The following is a 16,492-nucleotide window of genomic DNA, read 5'->3' on the forward strand; positions in this document are numbered from 1 at the left end:
TTACTCCATCAGCCCCTTTGCGTCTTCCGGCGCAGAGGGGCTTTGTTCTTCTGCAAGGCTCTCCAGCGGCTGAGGGCGACCAATCAAATATCCCTGCACATAATCTATGCCCATCGCCCGGACGGCATCTTTCAGCGCCTGCGTTTCGACATATTCCGCCACAACCTGCATCTTCTTCATTCTTGCCAACTGGCATATCGAGCTCACCACCTGGTAATCCAGGCTGCTGGTTAAAATATTGCGGATAAAGCTGCCGTCAATTTTAAGGATGTCGGCGCTCAGCTCCTTGAGGCGCGCATAGCTGGCATAGCCTGTGCCAAAGTCGTCGATGGCCACCCGGCAACCCATGCGCTGCAGCATCTTCAACGTTACATTGGCCTGTTCAAGGTTGGTTAAAGAGTGACTTTCTGTCACTTCAAAAACCAGCTGCCACGGCTCAATACGGTACTTCGCCAGCAAATGCTGCACATCCCCCGGAAGCTGGGCCTGACACACCGAAGCGGGCGTCAGGTTAATGGCGAGCCTGCAGCCCGGCAAACTGTCGCGGTGCTTATCCATAAACTGCAGGGCGGCATTCAGCACCCAGCGGTCAATGCGGGATGAAAGCCCAAATTCATGGGCGACGGGCAAAAAGATATCCGGTGACAGCAGTTCGCCTTTATCGTCGCGCATCCGCAACAGCACCTCGTAGTAGGCGTCACCCCGTAACCCTTCAATACGCTGCGCCATCAGCACAAACAGGTCCTGATCGAGCGCATGCTGGAGGCGGTTCATCATTTCAACTTTTCGTTTGACCGCATTCTGAATGTGATTGGAGCCTTTTTGCTGCAGGCTTTCGGGCTGTTGCGTAGAGAGCGATACCCCGGCCATGGTGCTTAACTCGCCGAGCAATAAGTAGAGATGGGACACCGGGTGGCGCACAAAGCAATAGCTGATGCCGATTTGCGGCTGCAGCGGCATCCCGTCCCACATAAAGCGGAACCGTCGGGCATGGGCGTACAGAGACTCAATTTTAGCCTGATGAGATTCATAATTGAGGCGCAGGGCGAGATCGTGCCCGGAAAGGTTGTACACCCTCTCGCCGGGCGACAGCTGGCCGCGCAAATATTCCGCCAGCTGCTGTTTGTATTGAATGCGCAGCAAAACGCCGTAGTTTCGCCCCAGCAGCTCCAGCTCGGGAATCGATAAAAATCCCAGCGCGGACCAGGGCGTGTTCCCGAGGTCGCGAGATAACGCGCGTAGATTCGGCATCTGCATCATCGGGTCGATGAACGCCACGCGGCGTGCTTTATAGTGCAAGAAGCGCTGTCGGGTGGTCACCGCCGCCATTAAATAGATGGTGATGGAAAACACCGCATAGCAGGACGACGCAATCGCCAAATGCAGCTGAAAGCCCATATCCGGTGGCAGGTAATTATGGAACCCGCCGCAGAGAATAATCAGTACCACGGTCCAGGCGTTGGTAATAAACAAGAAGCCAAAACGCATCGCCCCCCACAGCATAACGGGCAGAATAAGCGTCAGCGTGTAATCGGTATTAAAAATCGTTTTGTTTTGGCTAATCGGGTACAGCAGCAGCCAAATAAGCAGGCCAATGAGCGCGGCCCAGAGCAGCATTTCACTTCGCGTCACGCCCTTCTGCCGCTGTCCCCGCATGCGGGACCAGAAGCTTTTGATAAAGCGCGGGTGCACTATCATTCTTAAAATAAAATAGAAGAACGGCAGCCCGGTTAATCCCCCCACCAGCACGGCCTGGAAATTAATTAATGTCCTGGCGCTCCACGGCGTGGCGGACAGAATAGAAAAGCTGCGATCGTACCAGCCTAAAAATAACGCTATCTCGTAGAACACCAGAAATAGCCCGGCGTTAACCAGCACCAGCCAAAACATACGCTGAGCGGTGAGCTGAATCAGGCCGAAGGTCACCGCGCTGCGTCGCGACACAAAATAGCGATAGCAGCACGAACTGACCGTAATCGGCACGATAAAGTGCAGGACGGCCAGCAACGAAATCCACACGCCTTCTGAGGGCAGATAGCGAATCAGCAATGCCAGAACAATGCCCGGAATAGCCGCGCGCCCGAACAGTACGATGCAAGCGGTTAGCAGCGGGAGCGACATGTAAAGCAGGAAAACTCGCCCGCCATCCAGTACCGTCTGCGCGTTAAACGTTGCCACCAGCGGCAGCAGCAGGCTGGGGAGAATCAGGGGCAGTGCCCACCATTTACTTTTTGATTGTTTATACCAGCTAGCCAGTTGCATACATCTTCGCCAAAATCCCTGTTCCTCTTCGGGTATCTTCCGGATATCCTTTCCGGTTCGTTACGGCCCATCTTCCGTCACTGCGGGGGACAAATTTTAGTTCGCCAACATTAAGAATAATTGATGCATATCAGTATCAGTTCAATGAATCACCGCTGAGGTAAAATTCAGACTGAATATGATTCATATTAGTTCACAACAAATTCACCTCATGAATGAAATGCCCATGAATCATTCATTCAGGCCGTTTTTACATGATGAATAATTGACCTGAGTGGTTCTGTGTGACTAAATAGCCCCGTCGCCCGCATCGCCGGGCCAATCTTAAGGACCCCTGCGTGACACAGGTTACGACTATGCAAAGACGAAACCGTTTTAATAATCGCATGACCCGCATTATTCTGCTCATCAGTTTTCTGTTCTTTTTTGGTCGCTTTATTTATTCCTCCATCGGAGCCTGGTACCACCATCAGGATAAAAAAGCAGAAACCCAACAAAGCAGCCAGCAGGTGGACAGCGCTAACCGCTAGTCCGTCGGTTCCCCCTCGCGCTCTTTTAATTTCCTACCACTTGTTCAAAAATGCTCAAGCGCCCCGTTTGCTGGCCTCTCGCCTTGACCTGAAGTTAACTTGAGGTTGTAAAGTCACGCCATCAAAAACAGCTGAATGGGCAGACTATGGAACAGATTGATGTCGGCTTTACCCACGTCGCATTTATGGTGAAGGATCTGGATAAAAGCGTCGATTTCTACCTCCGCTATACCGCAATGAAAGTGATTCACCAGCGCGAACCCAACCTGCCGGACGCACGCAAGGTGGCCTGGCTCAGCGATCGCACTCGGCCTTTTGCGCTGGTTCTGGTGCAGGCAGACAACAACACCGACACGCCGCTGGGGAATTTTGGTCACCTGGGCGTGGCCTGCGCAACCAAAGAAGAAATTGATAGCAAGACGGAAATAGCGAGAGCCGAAGGCGTGCTGCGCAGAGAACCAGAGCAGCTTGGCGACCCGGTGGGTTACTTCGTGTTCTTTGCCGATCCAGACGGTAACACGCTGGAACTCTCCTACGGCCAGCGGGTTGGCATTGAGTCAATGTAAAGCCTGAAGGGCGACCAAAAGCCGCCCTTTTCTGTCGTTATGCCGCTATGCACCTCTGCCTTTATTCTCTCTTTCTGTTTAAGCATTTTATGTTCTAAGCATAGCTATTTATATTCCTATGGGCTTTAGCGGCGACGATTTACTCTCTGCTCAAATCAACGATTAATTGCGGGCAGTGATAAGTTAAATGAGTGGCAGAGCGTCGGTCTATTTACATGAAGAACAACGGGAATTTGTCAGTAAACTGCGGCGCTCGTGGCTGTGGCGCACGGAACTGCCCACCTGGCTGCTGATTATCACGATTTACGGCGGCTGGTTTGCCACCGTGGCGTGGTGGAAAACCATTGGCCTCTTCCCGGCAACGCTGCTGCTCATCTGGTTAGCCACCTGGTATATGTCGCTGCAGCATGAGCTTTTGCACGGCCACCCGACGCGCTTCCCACGCCTGAACCAGCTGTTCGGGCTGATCCCTTTTTCTATCTGGTATCCGTACGGCACTTATCGCGATCTGCATCTGAAACATCACCAGGATGAAGATCTGACCGTGCCGGAAACTGACCCGGAAAGTTACTACTTTACCCGCCGCCGCTGGCAGCATTTTAGCGGCGTTCAGCGCTTGCTGGTGCGCCTGCGTAACACCTTCCCAGGTAGGCTGCTGCTGACGCCGGTGCTGACCATGCGCTGGACGGCGATCAATATCTGGGAAACTTTCCGCGGCGGTAATCGCCCGGCGATGGCGATGTGGACGGTACATCTGCTGCTGCTTATCCCGGTGCTCGGCTGGCTGGTGAAGCATGATTTCTCGGTGGTTTACTACCTGCTGGTCGTCACCTGGCCGATGCTGGCGATGACCAAAGTCCGCTCTTTCTTCGAACACCGCGCGGCGGAAGATCCCGAGGCCCGGACGGTGATTAACGAAGCAGGCATGTTCTGGCGTCTGCTGTTCTTGAATCTGAACTATCACTCAGTGCACCACGATCTCCCCGGCATTCCGTGGTACGGGCTGCCAACCGTTTACCGCGCGTATAAAGAGGAATACCTGCAGCGGAACCAGGGCTTCTTTGTGAACGGTTACGGCGAGCTGATGCGCGAGCATCTGATTAAGCCGATCCAGGTGGAAATTAACCCGTTCTTCCCGGACGGCCGCCTGGCGCAGGACGTGGTGCCGGTGCCGCAGGAGAAAGCCCATGAGTAAGCTTATCTCGCTGCCGATGTACGACGTGCATCACCCGGATACCGAAGCGCTGTTAGCCACCTTGCGCCTGCTACTGAGCGAAGAAGGGCTGGACGGCGACAGTTTGATGTATAGCGAACCCGAAGATCGTCTGAGCCACTGGCAAGACTCGCGGCTGCTGCTCAGCCAGACCTGCGGTTATCCCCTGTGCGTCCTGCTGCCTAACGTGCAGGTCGTCGGTACGTTTCATTATCAGGCGGCAGGCTGCGAAGGGTTTCACTACAGCAGCCAGCTGATTGTGCGTGAAGCCGACGCGGCAAAAACGCTGGCAGATTTCCGGGGCAAGCGCGTCGTCTGCAACAGCGACGACTCCCAGTCCGGCTATCACGGCTTTCGCAGCCTGGTTACCCCGCTGCAAAAAGACGGGAAGTTCTTCTCAGACATCGCCTTTAGCGGCAGCCACCGCCAGTCGCTGGCGGAGGTGCAGGCCGGCACGAGCGATATTGCCGCCATTGATGCAGTCACTCTCGCGCTGGTTGCTCATCACGAACCGGAACGCGTTGCGGGCCTGGTTTCTATCGGCACAACGGCGCTGGCACCGGGTTTACCGATGATCACCTCGGCGCAAACTTCAGCCGTGGAACTGGCGCAGCTGCGCCGCGCGTTGAAACGGCTGGTGAGCGAGCCTGAGTGGCAAGAAGTAAGGGAGGCGTTACTGATAAAAGATTTTAGCGTGACGCACCGGGATGATTATCAGCCCATTAGCGATGCGGCACAGAAAGCGGCGGCAAGTGGACTTGTAACGCTGTAGCTGGTTGGTTTTTAACTTCTCCCACTGAGAATTATGCCTCGCTTTTCGTCCAACGTTTCACTCAGCCACAGCGTCGCTTCTGTTTTTCCCCTCTCCCTGGCAGAGAGAGGGGAATTACAGAAAAATCCTTCACAAATTTCAAAATTATGCCAGGAATTGCCAGCCCTTAACCTCGTAAAAAATATGGTTATATCATATAAAAACAACAAATGAGGTAGCTATTTAAAAGCCATTTCTCACGCTACTATCGTTAAGTACGCGACAAAACGCGCCTGATAATTCCTCCTACAAAAAGCTTATCCGATGAACCAAATACACTTTATTGAAGGCCCGGTTGGTGCGGGTAAATCGACCTACGCTAAAGCCCTGGCCAAAACCGACGGGTTTACCCACATCGCGCTGGACGAGTGGTTCGTGCGGCTCTACAGCCCCGACCGCCCGGCCGGAAATTTTGTGCCCTGGTATGTGGAACGAAAAGACCGGCTGATTGCGCTTATCCTGAGCTATGCCCGCACGGTGCTTGCCACCAACAGCATTGCGCTGGAGCTGGGCCTAATTCAGCAAGGCCCAAGGTTAGCCCTGCTACGCCAGCTGCAGGAAGAAGGCATTCCGTTTTGCGTACACGTCCTCGACGCGCCCAAAAGCGTTCGCCGCGAGCGCGTACAGCGCCGCAATACCGAACAAGGTGAAACCTTCTCGATGGTCGTGCCGGACGAGATTTTTGAAGTCGCCAGCAGCCTGTGGGAAGCGCCCGATGAGTTTGAACAGGAAGAGTTTGAGTTTGTTTTCCCGGCTACCGCCAGCCGATAACTGACCCACAGGGAGAAGCCGCCATGCCGCAGATTTATGCCCGCCCATTAACGGGGGGGGACACGATCGCCGTGTTTTCCCCCTCATCGGCGGCCACCGCGTTTGCCCCACAGCGCTACCAAAGGGCAAAAGCATTTATTGAGTCGCAGGGGTTCTGTCTGCAGGAAGGCAGCCTGACAGGCAAAAAGGATTACTGGCGTTCTGGCTCCATTCGCGAGCGGGCGGATGAGTTTAATGCCCTTTTGCATGACCCGAACGTGCGCTGCATTATTTCGGCCATCGGCGGCTTAAACAGCAACTCGCTGCTGCCTTATATCGACTACGCGCAGCTGATGAAAGATCCCAAAATCATCATCGGCTATTCGGACGTAACCGCGCTGCTGGCGAGCATCTATCAAAGAACTGGGCTGATTACCTTTTATGGCCCGGCGGTGGTGGCTTCTTTGGGTGAGTTCCCTCCGCTGGTCGACAGCACGTTTGACTATTTCCTCAATATTCTCAGCCGGCCTCAGGCACTGCCGTACACGCTGAGCCAGCCCGCAGCGTGGACCGAGGAAATGCTCGACTGGGAAACACAATCCCGGGCGAAAACTCTGCGTCCGGGCAGTTGGTGCTTCGAGGGCACAGGCAAGGTAGAAGGCCGCGTCATTGGCGGCAACCTGAATACGCTTTACGGCATCTGGGGCAGCGAATACATGCCCGATATCAACCGGGGAGATATTCTGTTTATCGAGGACAGCCTGCAAAGCGCGGCTGAGCTGGAGAGGGAGTTTTCCCATCTTTTACTGTGCGGCGTGTTCGACCACATCGCCGCCATTGTGCTCGGCAGACACGAGCTGTTTGACGACCAGGACAGCGGAAAAACGCCGCTGCACATCCTGAGGGAAGTGCTGAATGGCCGCGAGATCCCCCTCGTCTCTGATTTTGACTGCTGCCACACACACCCGATGCTGACGCTCCCGCTCGGGGTGCGGATGCGCATCGACTTTGACACTCAGGCCATATCCCTGACCAGCCAGTGGCTGGAAGCCAATCAGTAATCGAAAGCCAGCATGCCCGAGCGCCAGACGCTGGTCGTGCGGATCAGCGCCTTATCGCGCAGGAAATTAATCAGCGTGGCGATCACTCTGTCATGGCGCAGCTCGGGGCGGGTGACGATGAATAAATGGCGGCGCAGCGGCTGGGGCAAATCCAGAATGCGCATATTCTCCGGCACCGGCAGCACCGACAGCCACGGCATAATGGAAAACCCCAGGCCCTGATTCACCAGCCCGACTATCCCGCTGTCGCTGGCCAGCTTATGCACCACCTCATTACGCAGCCCCATCTCACGGCAGCGCTCCACGGCGGGGCTTAAGGTGTTGGCGTTCGGCTGGATAAACGGCAGGTTTTCCAGCTGCTGCCAGCTAAAAGGCTGCCGCAGGCGGAAGCTGCGGGGCAGCATCAGTACGTAAGGATCGCTGATGTACGGCACGCCGTGCAGCGAGTCCGTGTAGCCCTGAATGGTAATGCCGATATCCGCCCGCCCGGACACCACCGCGTCGTTGAGGTGATGGTATTCCGTCGCGCTGTCATCAATATCCAGATGAATATCGGGCAGCGCCGTGGCCAGCGCCTCAAAGTAAGGCGGCAACAGGTTCGCCATCGCGCTGCGGAAGCAGGCCACCCGCACGCGCCCGGCAAGCTGCGGCGCTTCCGCCGCTGTCTGCTCAATACCGTCCAGAAGCTGCATGATTTTTTTCGCATCTTTGAGGATTTGCATGCAGGCGGCAGTCGGCACGCAGCCGCTGCGCGAGCGATGCAGCAGGCGCACATTTAGCTGTTTTTCCAGTTCGGCAATCGCATGGCTGATGCGCGACTGAGTACAGCCCAATGCTGCGGCTGCGGCGCTGAAACCATTGTTTTCCACTACGGCTATCAGCATTTCCAGCTGATTTAGCTTTATTCCGGCCATATTTTCAGTCAGTTATTGGAAAGAGCAGCTTTCGACAAATCGAAATTCTTCATAGATAAGGAAAACATATCACGCTTTTCGGTTGCCGCCTACCGGCCTTCCTTCCCATCATAAAGCCAGCCAGTACGGCGCATAAAAGCAAGAATGCATCATCTGAACTAAGCACTTTAAGGAAAACCTGAGCATGCCCGGCATCATTCATTACGGCACCTTTGTCGTCTCTTTCATCCTGCTGTTAATCATTCCCGGCCCCGGGAATCTGATCCTGATCACCAGCGCCAGCAAAGGCGGCGCGCGCAGCGGCTATCTCTGCCTGATGGGGATTATTCTGGGTGACCAGGTGCTGCTGTGGCTGGCTATCGCGGGCGTGGCTGCACTGCTCGAATCCTCGCCGCATGCTTTCCAGGTCATCAAGTGGCTGGGTGCCGCTTACCTGCTATGGATGGGTGTGCAGCTGCTGATGAAAGCGAAAACCAGCGCCCCGCCGCCGCCGGTGACCGGTAAAAGAACGCCGTTTTTGCAGGGCATGGTCATTACTCTGATGAACCCCAAACCCATTCTGTTTTACGTGATGTTTCTGCCGCTGTTTATCGACCCGGCGCGCAGCCTGGGGATCCCGACGTTCGCTATTCTGGCCGGTACTGCCGCCGCGCTGACCTTTATCTACTGTTCGATAATGATCTTCCTGACGACTTCGCTTGCAGAGAAAGTGCGTTCGCGGCCGGGCATGGTTTATCTGCTGGGGAAAGCCACCGGCCTGTTCCTGGCGATATTTGCGGTGAAGCTGGCATTTTTTAGCTGAGGCAGGACAAGTTATTTACGCCCGATTGCTCTGTATTTATTCTGATTCGGCATCTGGCGTTTTACAGAAATATCTCACTAATGGTTACGTGTCATTCTTTTTAGATTGCTATATTCTTTGCGCGGGTATTTCATCTAATAGGGAAATTAATTATATGAGAGTCGTCGTATTACAGGGCCAATATGGTCTGTTCAAAAAAGAAGGGCTTGATCTTTCCATGCCGGCAATACAAACCTGCCTGGGGCTTTATGCCGTATCAGAGCAGCATGATTACCTTCTCTGCGCGCATTTTGATTCAGAAGTCGGGCTGCAGCAAAATTTAAGAGAAATTAAGAATGCTTTAGCCGCTAAAAACATCAGCATGAGCAGCCTTAAAGCAACGGTCTTTGGCGGCGACGGTAAACAAAGCTACGTCCGGTGTTCCCCTCCCAGCAGCCACATAGGGAATGATATTGTCAGCTTTATCAAAGCGCAGGGAGGCAGCGCCGAGTATTCAAATGAGTATTACTCTGGCGTTATCCCCAAAACATTCAACTTTCACTATCAAAAAGGCTGCGGTATCTCCGAGGGGCAAAATCCGAAGGATTTTTCTGGCGCCAGTCAGCAGGCAATGAATTTAGCTAAGCAAAGAATGAGACTGAGGCCTGCTGAATATTCTCTCGCCCATGCAAAAATGGTAGATGTCAGCCGCTTATACTAAAATCCGTTATTTTTGACCTAAAGGAACCGCTTGGTATTATCGGGCATTATTTACAATCCCTTTATGTACAAATTAATCTCGCAGGTTCCTTTATTTTTAATAATGCAATGTACTATCCAACCATTACAAAATTAAGATAATTAATTTAGCAAAGCTGACAATACGAATTCACAATAATATCTTAATTAAGAGATTAACGGGGCATCTTAATGCCCCGAATTAAGCTTACTCAAAACGCTGTAGCGTCCTCGGTAACTGGCTAAACAATTCATAGCCGTCATCGGTGATGAGCAACATATCTTCCAGCATGATCGCCCCGACGCCGATGCCGTAGTAAGGCGTTTCCACGCTAAAGACCATGCCCGGTTCGAAGGTTTCGGTTGCCGCAGCGCTCACGAACGGCGCCTCTTCCAGGCCTAAGAACAGCCCATCGCCGTGCCCTAAATGGCCGCGATTATAGTGCGGCAAGCCATTGGCCTTGATTTTACTCATCGTGTCGTTAAACACATGGCTGAGCTTTATGCCCGGGCCAATCAGGCTGAGCATATGCTCGTGGCCCTGCAAAATGGTTTGGTAGATTCGCTCGGCCATGGCCGTTGGCTGCCCGAACACCACGGTTCGCGCCAAATCCGCCCCGTACCCGGCGACATCCACGCCGCAGTCAAATTTGATCAAATCCCCCGGTTTAACGGGTTCGCGGCTCGGGATGAGTTTTGGGGCAAAATCATCGCCCACCGAGATCAAATGGAAGCGCGACAGGTTGGTCTCCGGGTGCTGCATCACGGCTGCTTTGTAGGCGGCGGTGAGATCCCACGCCGAACAGCCCACGCCAATCGTCTTAAAAGCTTCACTGATGCCATACTCGGTGATCTGCGCGCTTTTACGCAGGAAGGCTATCTCCCACGGGCTTTTGACCATCCGTAGCTCATTAAAGATTGCCGTGGAGTCCACCAGCCGTAGATTCGGGATCACCTTATCCAGCGTCTGCTTGCCGCCGTTGCTCATCGCATTCAGCTCGATAGCGATGTTTTTATCCAGCACGCCCGCATCCGCCAATGTGGACTTGAGCAGCTTGAAAACGGCCTCCACCGGTGGGCCAATCGGCCGCTCTTTCACCACCCGCTGCGGGTTAAAAGGCTCGTCGACATCCACCCAAACCGGGAAGGTCTTCAGCTCATAGTTCGCCAGATCAAACTGCAGGCCAGCCGCCTCAAACTCGTTCATCACGATCAACGAAGGCAGCTTCTCATCCCGGAAAATGACCGCCAGCGCCGCGCCGGTGTGGCGGAAGGTGTACATAAAGAAACTGGCTAACCCGGTGACATGGCAAAAGTTGTCCGGGGTGGTCACCACCAAAGCCTCGATATTGTTCCGTGCCATGATCGCCCTGGCTTTGGCCGTGACTGCCTGGAGATGATCTGCTTTATTCATGGTGCTCGTTACCTCAGTCTTGTTTAACTTTTGCCGGAGTCGGATCGCCAGATGTTTTAACAGATCAATCGGGATTTATATAGCGGGCTTGAAACCCGGACATGAAGTCGATTTTTAACCAAAGACATTTGGTGATATTTTAGCCATACAGTATATGTGCTACTGTATGCGTTATTAACACATACAAAAGCACAGTTCTTGAGGAGGAGCCATGCCTGCATCAGCAAGTATACGAGTGAAAAAAACCGTCACCGTCACACTGGAGCCAGATCTGATTCAGGAAGCCAAAGCGGCAGGAATCAACTTGTCACAAACGTTGCGTAAAGCGCTAAAAGCCGAAATCAAGGAGATTGAAGCCGCTCGCTGGAAGAAAGAAAACGAAGCCGCAATCGACTATCTGAACCAGCTCACGGAAGAAAACGGCCTTTTATCCGACACCTACAGGACGTTCTAATCATGCAATTCACCGTCTACAAAAATACGGGAAAGCCAACGGCTTACCCGTATTTATTGAATGTTCAGAGCAACATCATTGGGCGTAGAAACACCCGAGTCGTCATTCCTTTATTCCCTGCTGAAAACTATAAAGGGCCACGCACGGACAAACTCACCCCATCCATTCATCTGGCCGGTGAAGATTTTATTGTGATGACTCATGAACTCGCGAGCATCCCTGAACGGGTCCTGGGCGCAGAACACTGCAGCGCGGCTGAACATGAAAATACAATAAAAGCGGCGCTTAACTTCCTTTTCTATGGCATCGAGTAGCCTGCTCCTCTTTCGGAAACCGAATTCGTTTTAAAGCGAGGCCTGATTGATGATAACGCGCGACAAAACAAGCAGCGACTGGGTTGATATCAATCGCGATGAAGAGAGCGGCATCGAGAGCATTAACGCCCATTTCTCCGGCCACGCTTACGACGCGCACGATCACGACGAAGTGCTTGTCGGCGTTACGCAGCAGGGGCTCCAGCGCTTTAACTGCCACCGCACCACGCACACCAGCCATCCGGGCAGAGCCATTCTGATTGAACCCGGCGCGGTGCACGACGGCCACGCTCCCGAAGCCGAAGGCTTTACTTACGCGATGCTCTACCTGCCGCAAGTCTGGGTGGGCGAGCACATGCAGCGCCGCGGGCTGGGCAACATCGCCACGCTGGAAGCCGCTTTCCATAACACCCTGGCGGACGACCCGCAGCTAAGCATTGCTATTCAGCAGGCGTTTTTTGCCGTTCACCATCGCGAAGGGCGACTCGCCCGCGACCAGACGCTCGACCACCTTATCGCCCTGCTTTCTCGTCACATCAGCCTCAGGCCGCCTTCCACCTCAAACGATGCGCTTCGGCAAATGCATGAAGTCCGGAATTATCTTCACGATCGTATGCATCTGGACATCGGCCTCGACGAACTCGCGCTGCACTCCGGCATCGACAGGTTCCGGCTCAACCGCCAGTTTAAGCAGGCATTTGGCCAGTCGCCCCACGCTTACCTGGTGCGACTCCGCCTGCGCACTGCCCGTTCGCTGCTGGCGCAGGGGAAAGAGCCAGCGCTGGTCGCCTCACAAACCGGATTTGCCGACCAAAGCCATATGGGACGCTGGTTCCAGCGCGCCTATCGCCTCTCCCCTGTCGCTTACCAGCGCCGCTGCACAAACGTTCTATACTGACCGCCCTGTTATCTTCGATGATGCTTTCTCAGAAAGATGAACGGAGAAGCAGGACAGATGTTTGATACCAAAATTGCCTTTATCGTACGCGACGATTTACCCACCTGGCAGCGCCTGAACGTGGTGGCGTTTCTCGGCACCGGCGTGGCCGCCTCCTCCCCGGAAATCATGGGCGCGCCCTACATAGATGCGAAAGGCCGCGAATACGGCAATTTGTCCGGCCAGCCGATGCTGATTTTCGAATCCGATCTCGCCGGGCTGCAAACCGCTCACCGTAAAGGCCTGGAGCGCGAGCTAACCCTGATCCCATACGTGCACGCCATGTTTTCCACCGGGCATGATGCAGCCAACCGGGAAGTGTTCAAAGCGGAAGATGCCGACAGCATGAACCTGGTCGGCCTGGCAATGCGCGGCCCGAAGAAGATGGTGGATAAGGTGATAAAAGGGATGAAGCTGCATAAGTAAGGGAAGACAAATATAAAAAAGCCCGCAATCGCGGGCTTTCAGCACATCTAGTCAATTAAGAGAGTGATTATTCCCACTCAATCGTCGCCGGCGGCTTGCCGGAGATATCGTAAACCACGCGGGAGATGCCGTTCACTTCGTTGATGATGCGGTTGGACACGCGGCCGAGGAAGTCATACGGCAGGTGCGCCCAGTGTGCGGTCATGAAGTCGATGGTTTCTACCGCACGGAGGGAAACAACCCAGTCGTACTTGCGGCCATCGCCCATTACGCCCACGGAACGGACCGGCAGGAACACGGTGAACGCCTGGCTCACTTTGTTGTACAGGTCGGCTTTGTGCAGCTCTTCGATGAAGATAGCGTCGGCGCGGCGCAGCAGGTCGCAGTACTCTTTCTTCACTTCGCCCAGCACGCGAACGCCAAGGCCTGGGCCTGGGAACGGGTGGCGGTAAAGCATGTCGTACGGCAGGCCCAGCTCGAGACCGATCTTACGCACTTCGTCTTTGAACAGCTCGCGCAGCGGCTCAACCAGGCCCATCTTCATCTCTTTCGGCAGGCCGCCCACGTTGTGGTGAGATTTGATGACGTGTGCTTTCCCGGTCGCGGAGGCCGCAGACTCGATAACGTCAGGGTAGATGGTGCCCTGCGCCAGCCATTTAACGTCTTCCAGCTTCAGCGCTTCTTCGTCGAACACTTCCACGAACACGCGGCCGATTATCTTACGCTTGGCTTCCGGGTCGTTTTCGCCCGCCAGCGCGCTCAGGAAGCGGTTTTCGCCTTCAACGTGAACGATGTTCAGGCCGAAGTGGTCGCCGAACATGTCCATCACCTGCTGGGCTTCGTTCAGGCGCAGCAGGCCGTTGTCCACGAACACGCAGGTCAGGTTTTTGCCGATGGCGCGGTGCAGCAGCATCGCGGTCACGGAGGAGTCAACGCCGCCGGACAGGCCGAGGATAACCTTGTCATCACCCACCTGCTCGCGGATGCGAACGATAGCATCTTCGATGATTTTTGCCGGGGTCCACAGCGCTTCACAGCCGCAGATTTCCAGCACAAAACGCTCCAGCAGACGCTGGCCCTGACGGGTGTGGGTCACTTCCGGGTGGAACTGCACGCCGTAGAAGCGTTTTTCTTCGTTGGCCATAATGGCAAACGGGCAGGTTTCGGTGCTGGCAACGGTCACGAAGTCAGACGGGATGGCGGTGACTTTGTCGCCGTGGCTCATCCAGACGTCCAGCAGCGGTTGACCGGCTGCGCTCAGGGAGTCTTCGATGCCGCGAACCAGCGCGCTGTCGGTTTTCACTTCTACCTGCGCGTAGCCGAATTCACGCTCGGTAGAGCTTTCAACGTGGCCGCCCAGCTGCATGGCCATGGTCTGCATGCCGTAGCAAACGCCGAACACCGGCACACCGGCTTCGAACACGTACTCAGGTGCACGCGGGCTGTTTGCTTCGGTAGTGCTTTCCGGGCCGCCGGAAAGGATGATGCCGCTTGGGTTGAACTCACGAATTTGAGCTTCGGTAACATCCCAGGCCCACAGTTCGCAGTAAACGCCCAGCTCACGGACGCGGCGCGCCACCAGCTGAGTGTACTGAGAGCCGAAGTCGAGGATCAAAATGCGATGTTTATGAATGTTTTCCGTCATTGACGTTAATTCCGAGGCAAGTGATACAAAACAAAAACACCCGGCATAAAGCCGGGTGCATAAAGATTAAGAACCCATACGGTAGTTCGGGGACTCTTTGGTGATCGTCACGTCATGAACGTGGCTTTCCTGGATGCCCGCGCCGCTGATACGTACGAATTCTGCTTTGGTGCGCAGCAGGTCGATAGTACCACAGCCGGTCAGGCCCATGCAGGAACGCAGGCCGCCCATCTGCTGGTGAACGATCTCTTTCAGACGGCCTTTGTACGCTACGCGACCTTCGATACCTTCCGGCACCAGTTTGTCTGCAGCGTTGTCGGTCTGGAAGTAACGGTCAGAAGAGCCTTTGGACATCGCGCCCAGAGAACCCATGCCGCGGTAGGATTTGAACGCACGGCCCTGGTACAGTTCGATTTCGCCCGGAGACTCTTCGGTACCTGCCAGCATACCGCCAACCATTACGGCAGCTGCGCCAGCGGCGATGGCTTTCGCGATGTCACCGGAGAAGCGGATACCGCCGTCAGCGATAACCGGAATACCGGTGCCTTCCAGCGCTTCAACCGCGTCAGCCACGGCGGTGATCTGCGGTACACCTACGCCGGTAACAATACGAGTGGTACAGATGGAGCCAGGACCGATCCCAACCTTCACCGCGCTACAGCCAGCTTCGGCCAGGGCGCGAGCACCAGCGGCGGTTGCTACGTTACCGCCGATGATTTGCAGGTCAGGATATTTAGCACGGGTTTCACGAATACGTTGCAGAACGCCTTCGGAGTGGCCGTGAGAGGAGTCAATCAGCAGAATATCAACGCCAGCAGCGACCAGCGCGTCAACGCGCTCTTCGTTGCCTGCGCCTGCGCCAACCGCAGCCCCAACGCGCAGACGGCCCTGCTCATCTTTACAGGCGTTAGGTTTACGCTCTGCTTTCTGGAAGTCTTTTACGGTGATCATGCCGCGCAGGTGGAAGCCAGCGTCTACAACCAGCGCTTTCTCAACGCGTTTTTCGTGCATTTTAGACAGCACGACGTCGCGCGCTTCGCCCTCTTTCACGGTAACCAGACGCTCTTTCGGGGTCATGTACACGCTAACTGGCTGGGCCAGGTCGGTCACAAAGCGCACGTCACGACCGGTGATGATACCCACCAGCTCGTTGTCTTCGGTGACGACCGGGTAGCCGGCAAAGCCGTTACGCTCGGTTAATTCTTTCACTTCACGCAGGGTGGTGGTTGGCAGCACGGTTTGCGGGTCAGTAACCACGCCACTTTCGTGTTTCTTCACGCGCTTAACTTCTTCAGCCTGGCGCTCAATGGACATGTTTTTGTGAATGAAACCAAGGCCACCTTCCTGCGCCAGAGCGATAGCCAGACGCGCTTCCGTCACGGTATCCATCGCTGCGGACAGCATAGGGATATTCAGACGAATAGTTTTGGTCAGCTGAGTGCTGAGGTCGGCCGTGTTCGGCAGAACGGTGGAATGAGCGGGAACGAGGAGAACGTCGTCAAACGTCAGTGCTTCTTTAGCGATACGTAGCATGGCAATATCTCAACCTGGGGGTGAATGAGAACAGATAAAATATTGCCGCGGCATTATACAGAGCGTAAGCGATTGCATCCACACTTTTTTCGCAAAACTCCTTGCTAATAGCGAAACGGAAGGTAGTATCGACCTAATAACCT

The 16,492-nt window shown here is 54.7% G+C and carries 17 protein-coding genes; 12 read left to right on the plus strand and 5 right to left on the minus strand.

Annotated features, from left to right (window positions below):
• Positions 1–2,262, minus strand: a complete 2,262-nt coding sequence (locus WFN87_RS10795) for an EAL domain-containing protein (protein ID WP_336981977.1) — start codon at positions 2,260–2,262, stop codon at positions 1–3.
• A gap of 356 nt (positions 2,263–2,618) precedes the next feature.
• Between WFN87_RS10795 and WFN87_RS10800 the strand changes: the two genes are divergently transcribed.
• The 6 genes from WFN87_RS10800 to WFN87_RS10825 all read left to right on the plus strand — a co-directional run bounded on the left by WFN87_RS10800 (position 2,619) and on the right by WFN87_RS10825 (position 7,193).
• Positions 2,619–2,792, plus strand: a complete 174-nt coding sequence (locus WFN87_RS10800; RefSeq protein WP_034809523.1) for a YfgG family protein — start codon at positions 2,619–2,621, stop codon at positions 2,790–2,792.
• Between the two features lie 146 nt (positions 2,793–2,938).
• Entirely contained in the window at positions 2,939–3,358 is a 420-nt protein-coding gene (locus WFN87_RS10805) for a VOC family protein (RefSeq protein ID WP_336981974.1), read from the plus strand.
• Between the two features lie 187 nt (positions 3,359–3,545).
• On the plus strand, positions 3,546–4,553 hold the full coding sequence (locus WFN87_RS10810; RefSeq protein ID WP_336981972.1) for a fatty acid desaturase: 1,008 nt from the start codon (positions 3,546–3,548) through the stop codon (positions 4,551–4,553).
• Entirely contained in the window at positions 4,546–5,343 is a 798-nt protein-coding gene (locus tag WFN87_RS10815) for a phosphate/phosphite/phosphonate ABC transporter substrate-binding protein (RefSeq protein WP_336981970.1), read from the plus strand. The genes WFN87_RS10810 and WFN87_RS10815 overlap by 8 nt, the downstream gene beginning before the upstream one ends.
• Before the next feature lie 303 nt (positions 5,344–5,646).
• A complete protein-coding gene (locus WFN87_RS10820; protein ID WP_336709020.1) occupies positions 5,647–6,153 on the plus strand; it encodes an AAA family ATPase in 507 nt (168 codons plus the stop codon).
• Between the two features lie 23 nt (positions 6,154–6,176).
• Positions 6,177–7,193 carry a S66 family peptidase gene (locus WFN87_RS10825; RefSeq protein ID WP_336981968.1) on the plus strand — a complete coding sequence of 339 codons (1,017 nt, stop codon included), beginning with the start codon at positions 6,177–6,179 and terminating at the stop codon, positions 7,191–7,193.
• On the opposite strand, the gene WFN87_RS10830 is transcribed toward WFN87_RS10825, so the two are convergent.
• Positions 7,187–8,107 carry a LysR family transcriptional regulator gene (locus tag WFN87_RS10830; protein ID WP_336981966.1) on the minus strand — a complete coding sequence of 307 codons (921 nt, stop codon included), beginning with the start codon at positions 8,105–8,107 and terminating at the stop codon, positions 7,187–7,189. The genes WFN87_RS10825 and WFN87_RS10830 overlap by 7 nt on opposite strands.
• Positions 8,108–8,291: 184 nt before the next feature.
• On the opposite strand from WFN87_RS10830, the gene WFN87_RS10835 reads away from it, so the two are divergent.
• On the plus strand, positions 8,292–8,909 hold the full coding sequence (locus tag WFN87_RS10835; protein WP_336709017.1) for a LysE family transporter: 618 nt from the start codon (positions 8,292–8,294) through the stop codon (positions 8,907–8,909).
• Positions 8,910–9,063: 154 nt separating this feature from the next.
• On the plus strand, positions 9,064–9,609 hold the full coding sequence (locus WFN87_RS10840; RefSeq protein ID WP_166990506.1) for a hypothetical protein: 546 nt from the start codon (positions 9,064–9,066) through the stop codon (positions 9,607–9,609).
• A 225-nt stretch (positions 9,610–9,834) separates the two neighbouring features.
• On the opposite strand, the gene WFN87_RS10845 is transcribed toward WFN87_RS10840, so the two are convergent.
• Positions 9,835–11,040 carry a M24 family metallopeptidase gene (locus WFN87_RS10845; RefSeq protein ID WP_336981963.1) on the minus strand — a complete coding sequence of 402 codons (1,206 nt, stop codon included), beginning with the start codon at positions 11,038–11,040 and terminating at the stop codon, positions 9,835–9,837.
• 211 nt (positions 11,041–11,251) lie between these two features.
• Here WFN87_RS10845 and WFN87_RS10850 point away from each other — a divergent pair, with 211 nt between their 5' ends.
• The 4 genes from WFN87_RS10850 to WFN87_RS10865 are packed head-to-tail and all read left to right on the plus strand — an operon-like array spanning position 11,252 to position 13,171.
• Positions 11,252–11,494 (plus strand): type II toxin-antitoxin system CcdA family antitoxin, encoded by a 243-nt coding sequence (locus WFN87_RS10850; RefSeq protein ID WP_034809527.1) that lies wholly within the window; start codon positions 11,252–11,254, stop codon positions 11,492–11,494.
• Positions 11,495–11,496: 2 nt separating this feature from the next.
• The gene (locus WFN87_RS10855) at positions 11,497–11,808 is read left to right on the plus strand and encodes a CcdB family protein (RefSeq protein ID WP_008459397.1); all 312 of its coding nucleotides are present in this window, start codon (positions 11,497–11,499) and stop codon (positions 11,806–11,808) included.
• Between the two features lie 49 nt (positions 11,809–11,857).
• Positions 11,858–12,706: an AraC family transcriptional regulator gene (locus WFN87_RS10860; RefSeq protein ID WP_336981960.1), complete on the plus strand. Its 849-nt coding sequence runs from the start codon at positions 11,858–11,860 to the stop codon at positions 12,704–12,706.
• 57 nt (positions 12,707–12,763) lie between these two features.
• Positions 12,764–13,171, plus strand: coding sequence for a DUF2000 family protein (locus WFN87_RS10865; RefSeq protein ID WP_336981958.1), 408 nt, complete (start codon positions 12,764–12,766; stop codon positions 13,169–13,171).
• Between the two features lie 67 nt (positions 13,172–13,238).
• Here the strand turns inward: WFN87_RS10865 and guaA are convergent, their stop codons facing one another.
• Positions 13,239–14,816: a glutamine-hydrolyzing GMP synthase gene (gene guaA / locus WFN87_RS10870; protein ID WP_336981956.1), complete on the minus strand. Its 1,578-nt coding sequence runs from the start codon at positions 14,814–14,816 to the stop codon at positions 13,239–13,241.
• Positions 14,817–14,882: 66 nt separating this feature from the next.
• Complete coding sequence (gene guaB / locus WFN87_RS10875) at positions 14,883–16,349, minus strand: IMP dehydrogenase (RefSeq protein WP_008459401.1); 1,467 nt, start codon at positions 16,347–16,349, stop codon at positions 14,883–14,885.
• Positions 16,350–16,492: the final 143 nt, after the last annotated feature.

The sequence above is a fragment of the Cedecea sp. AS113 genome, assembly GCF_037152415.1.
Classification (GTDB): domain Bacteria; phylum Pseudomonadota; class Gammaproteobacteria; order Enterobacterales; family Enterobacteriaceae; genus Cedecea.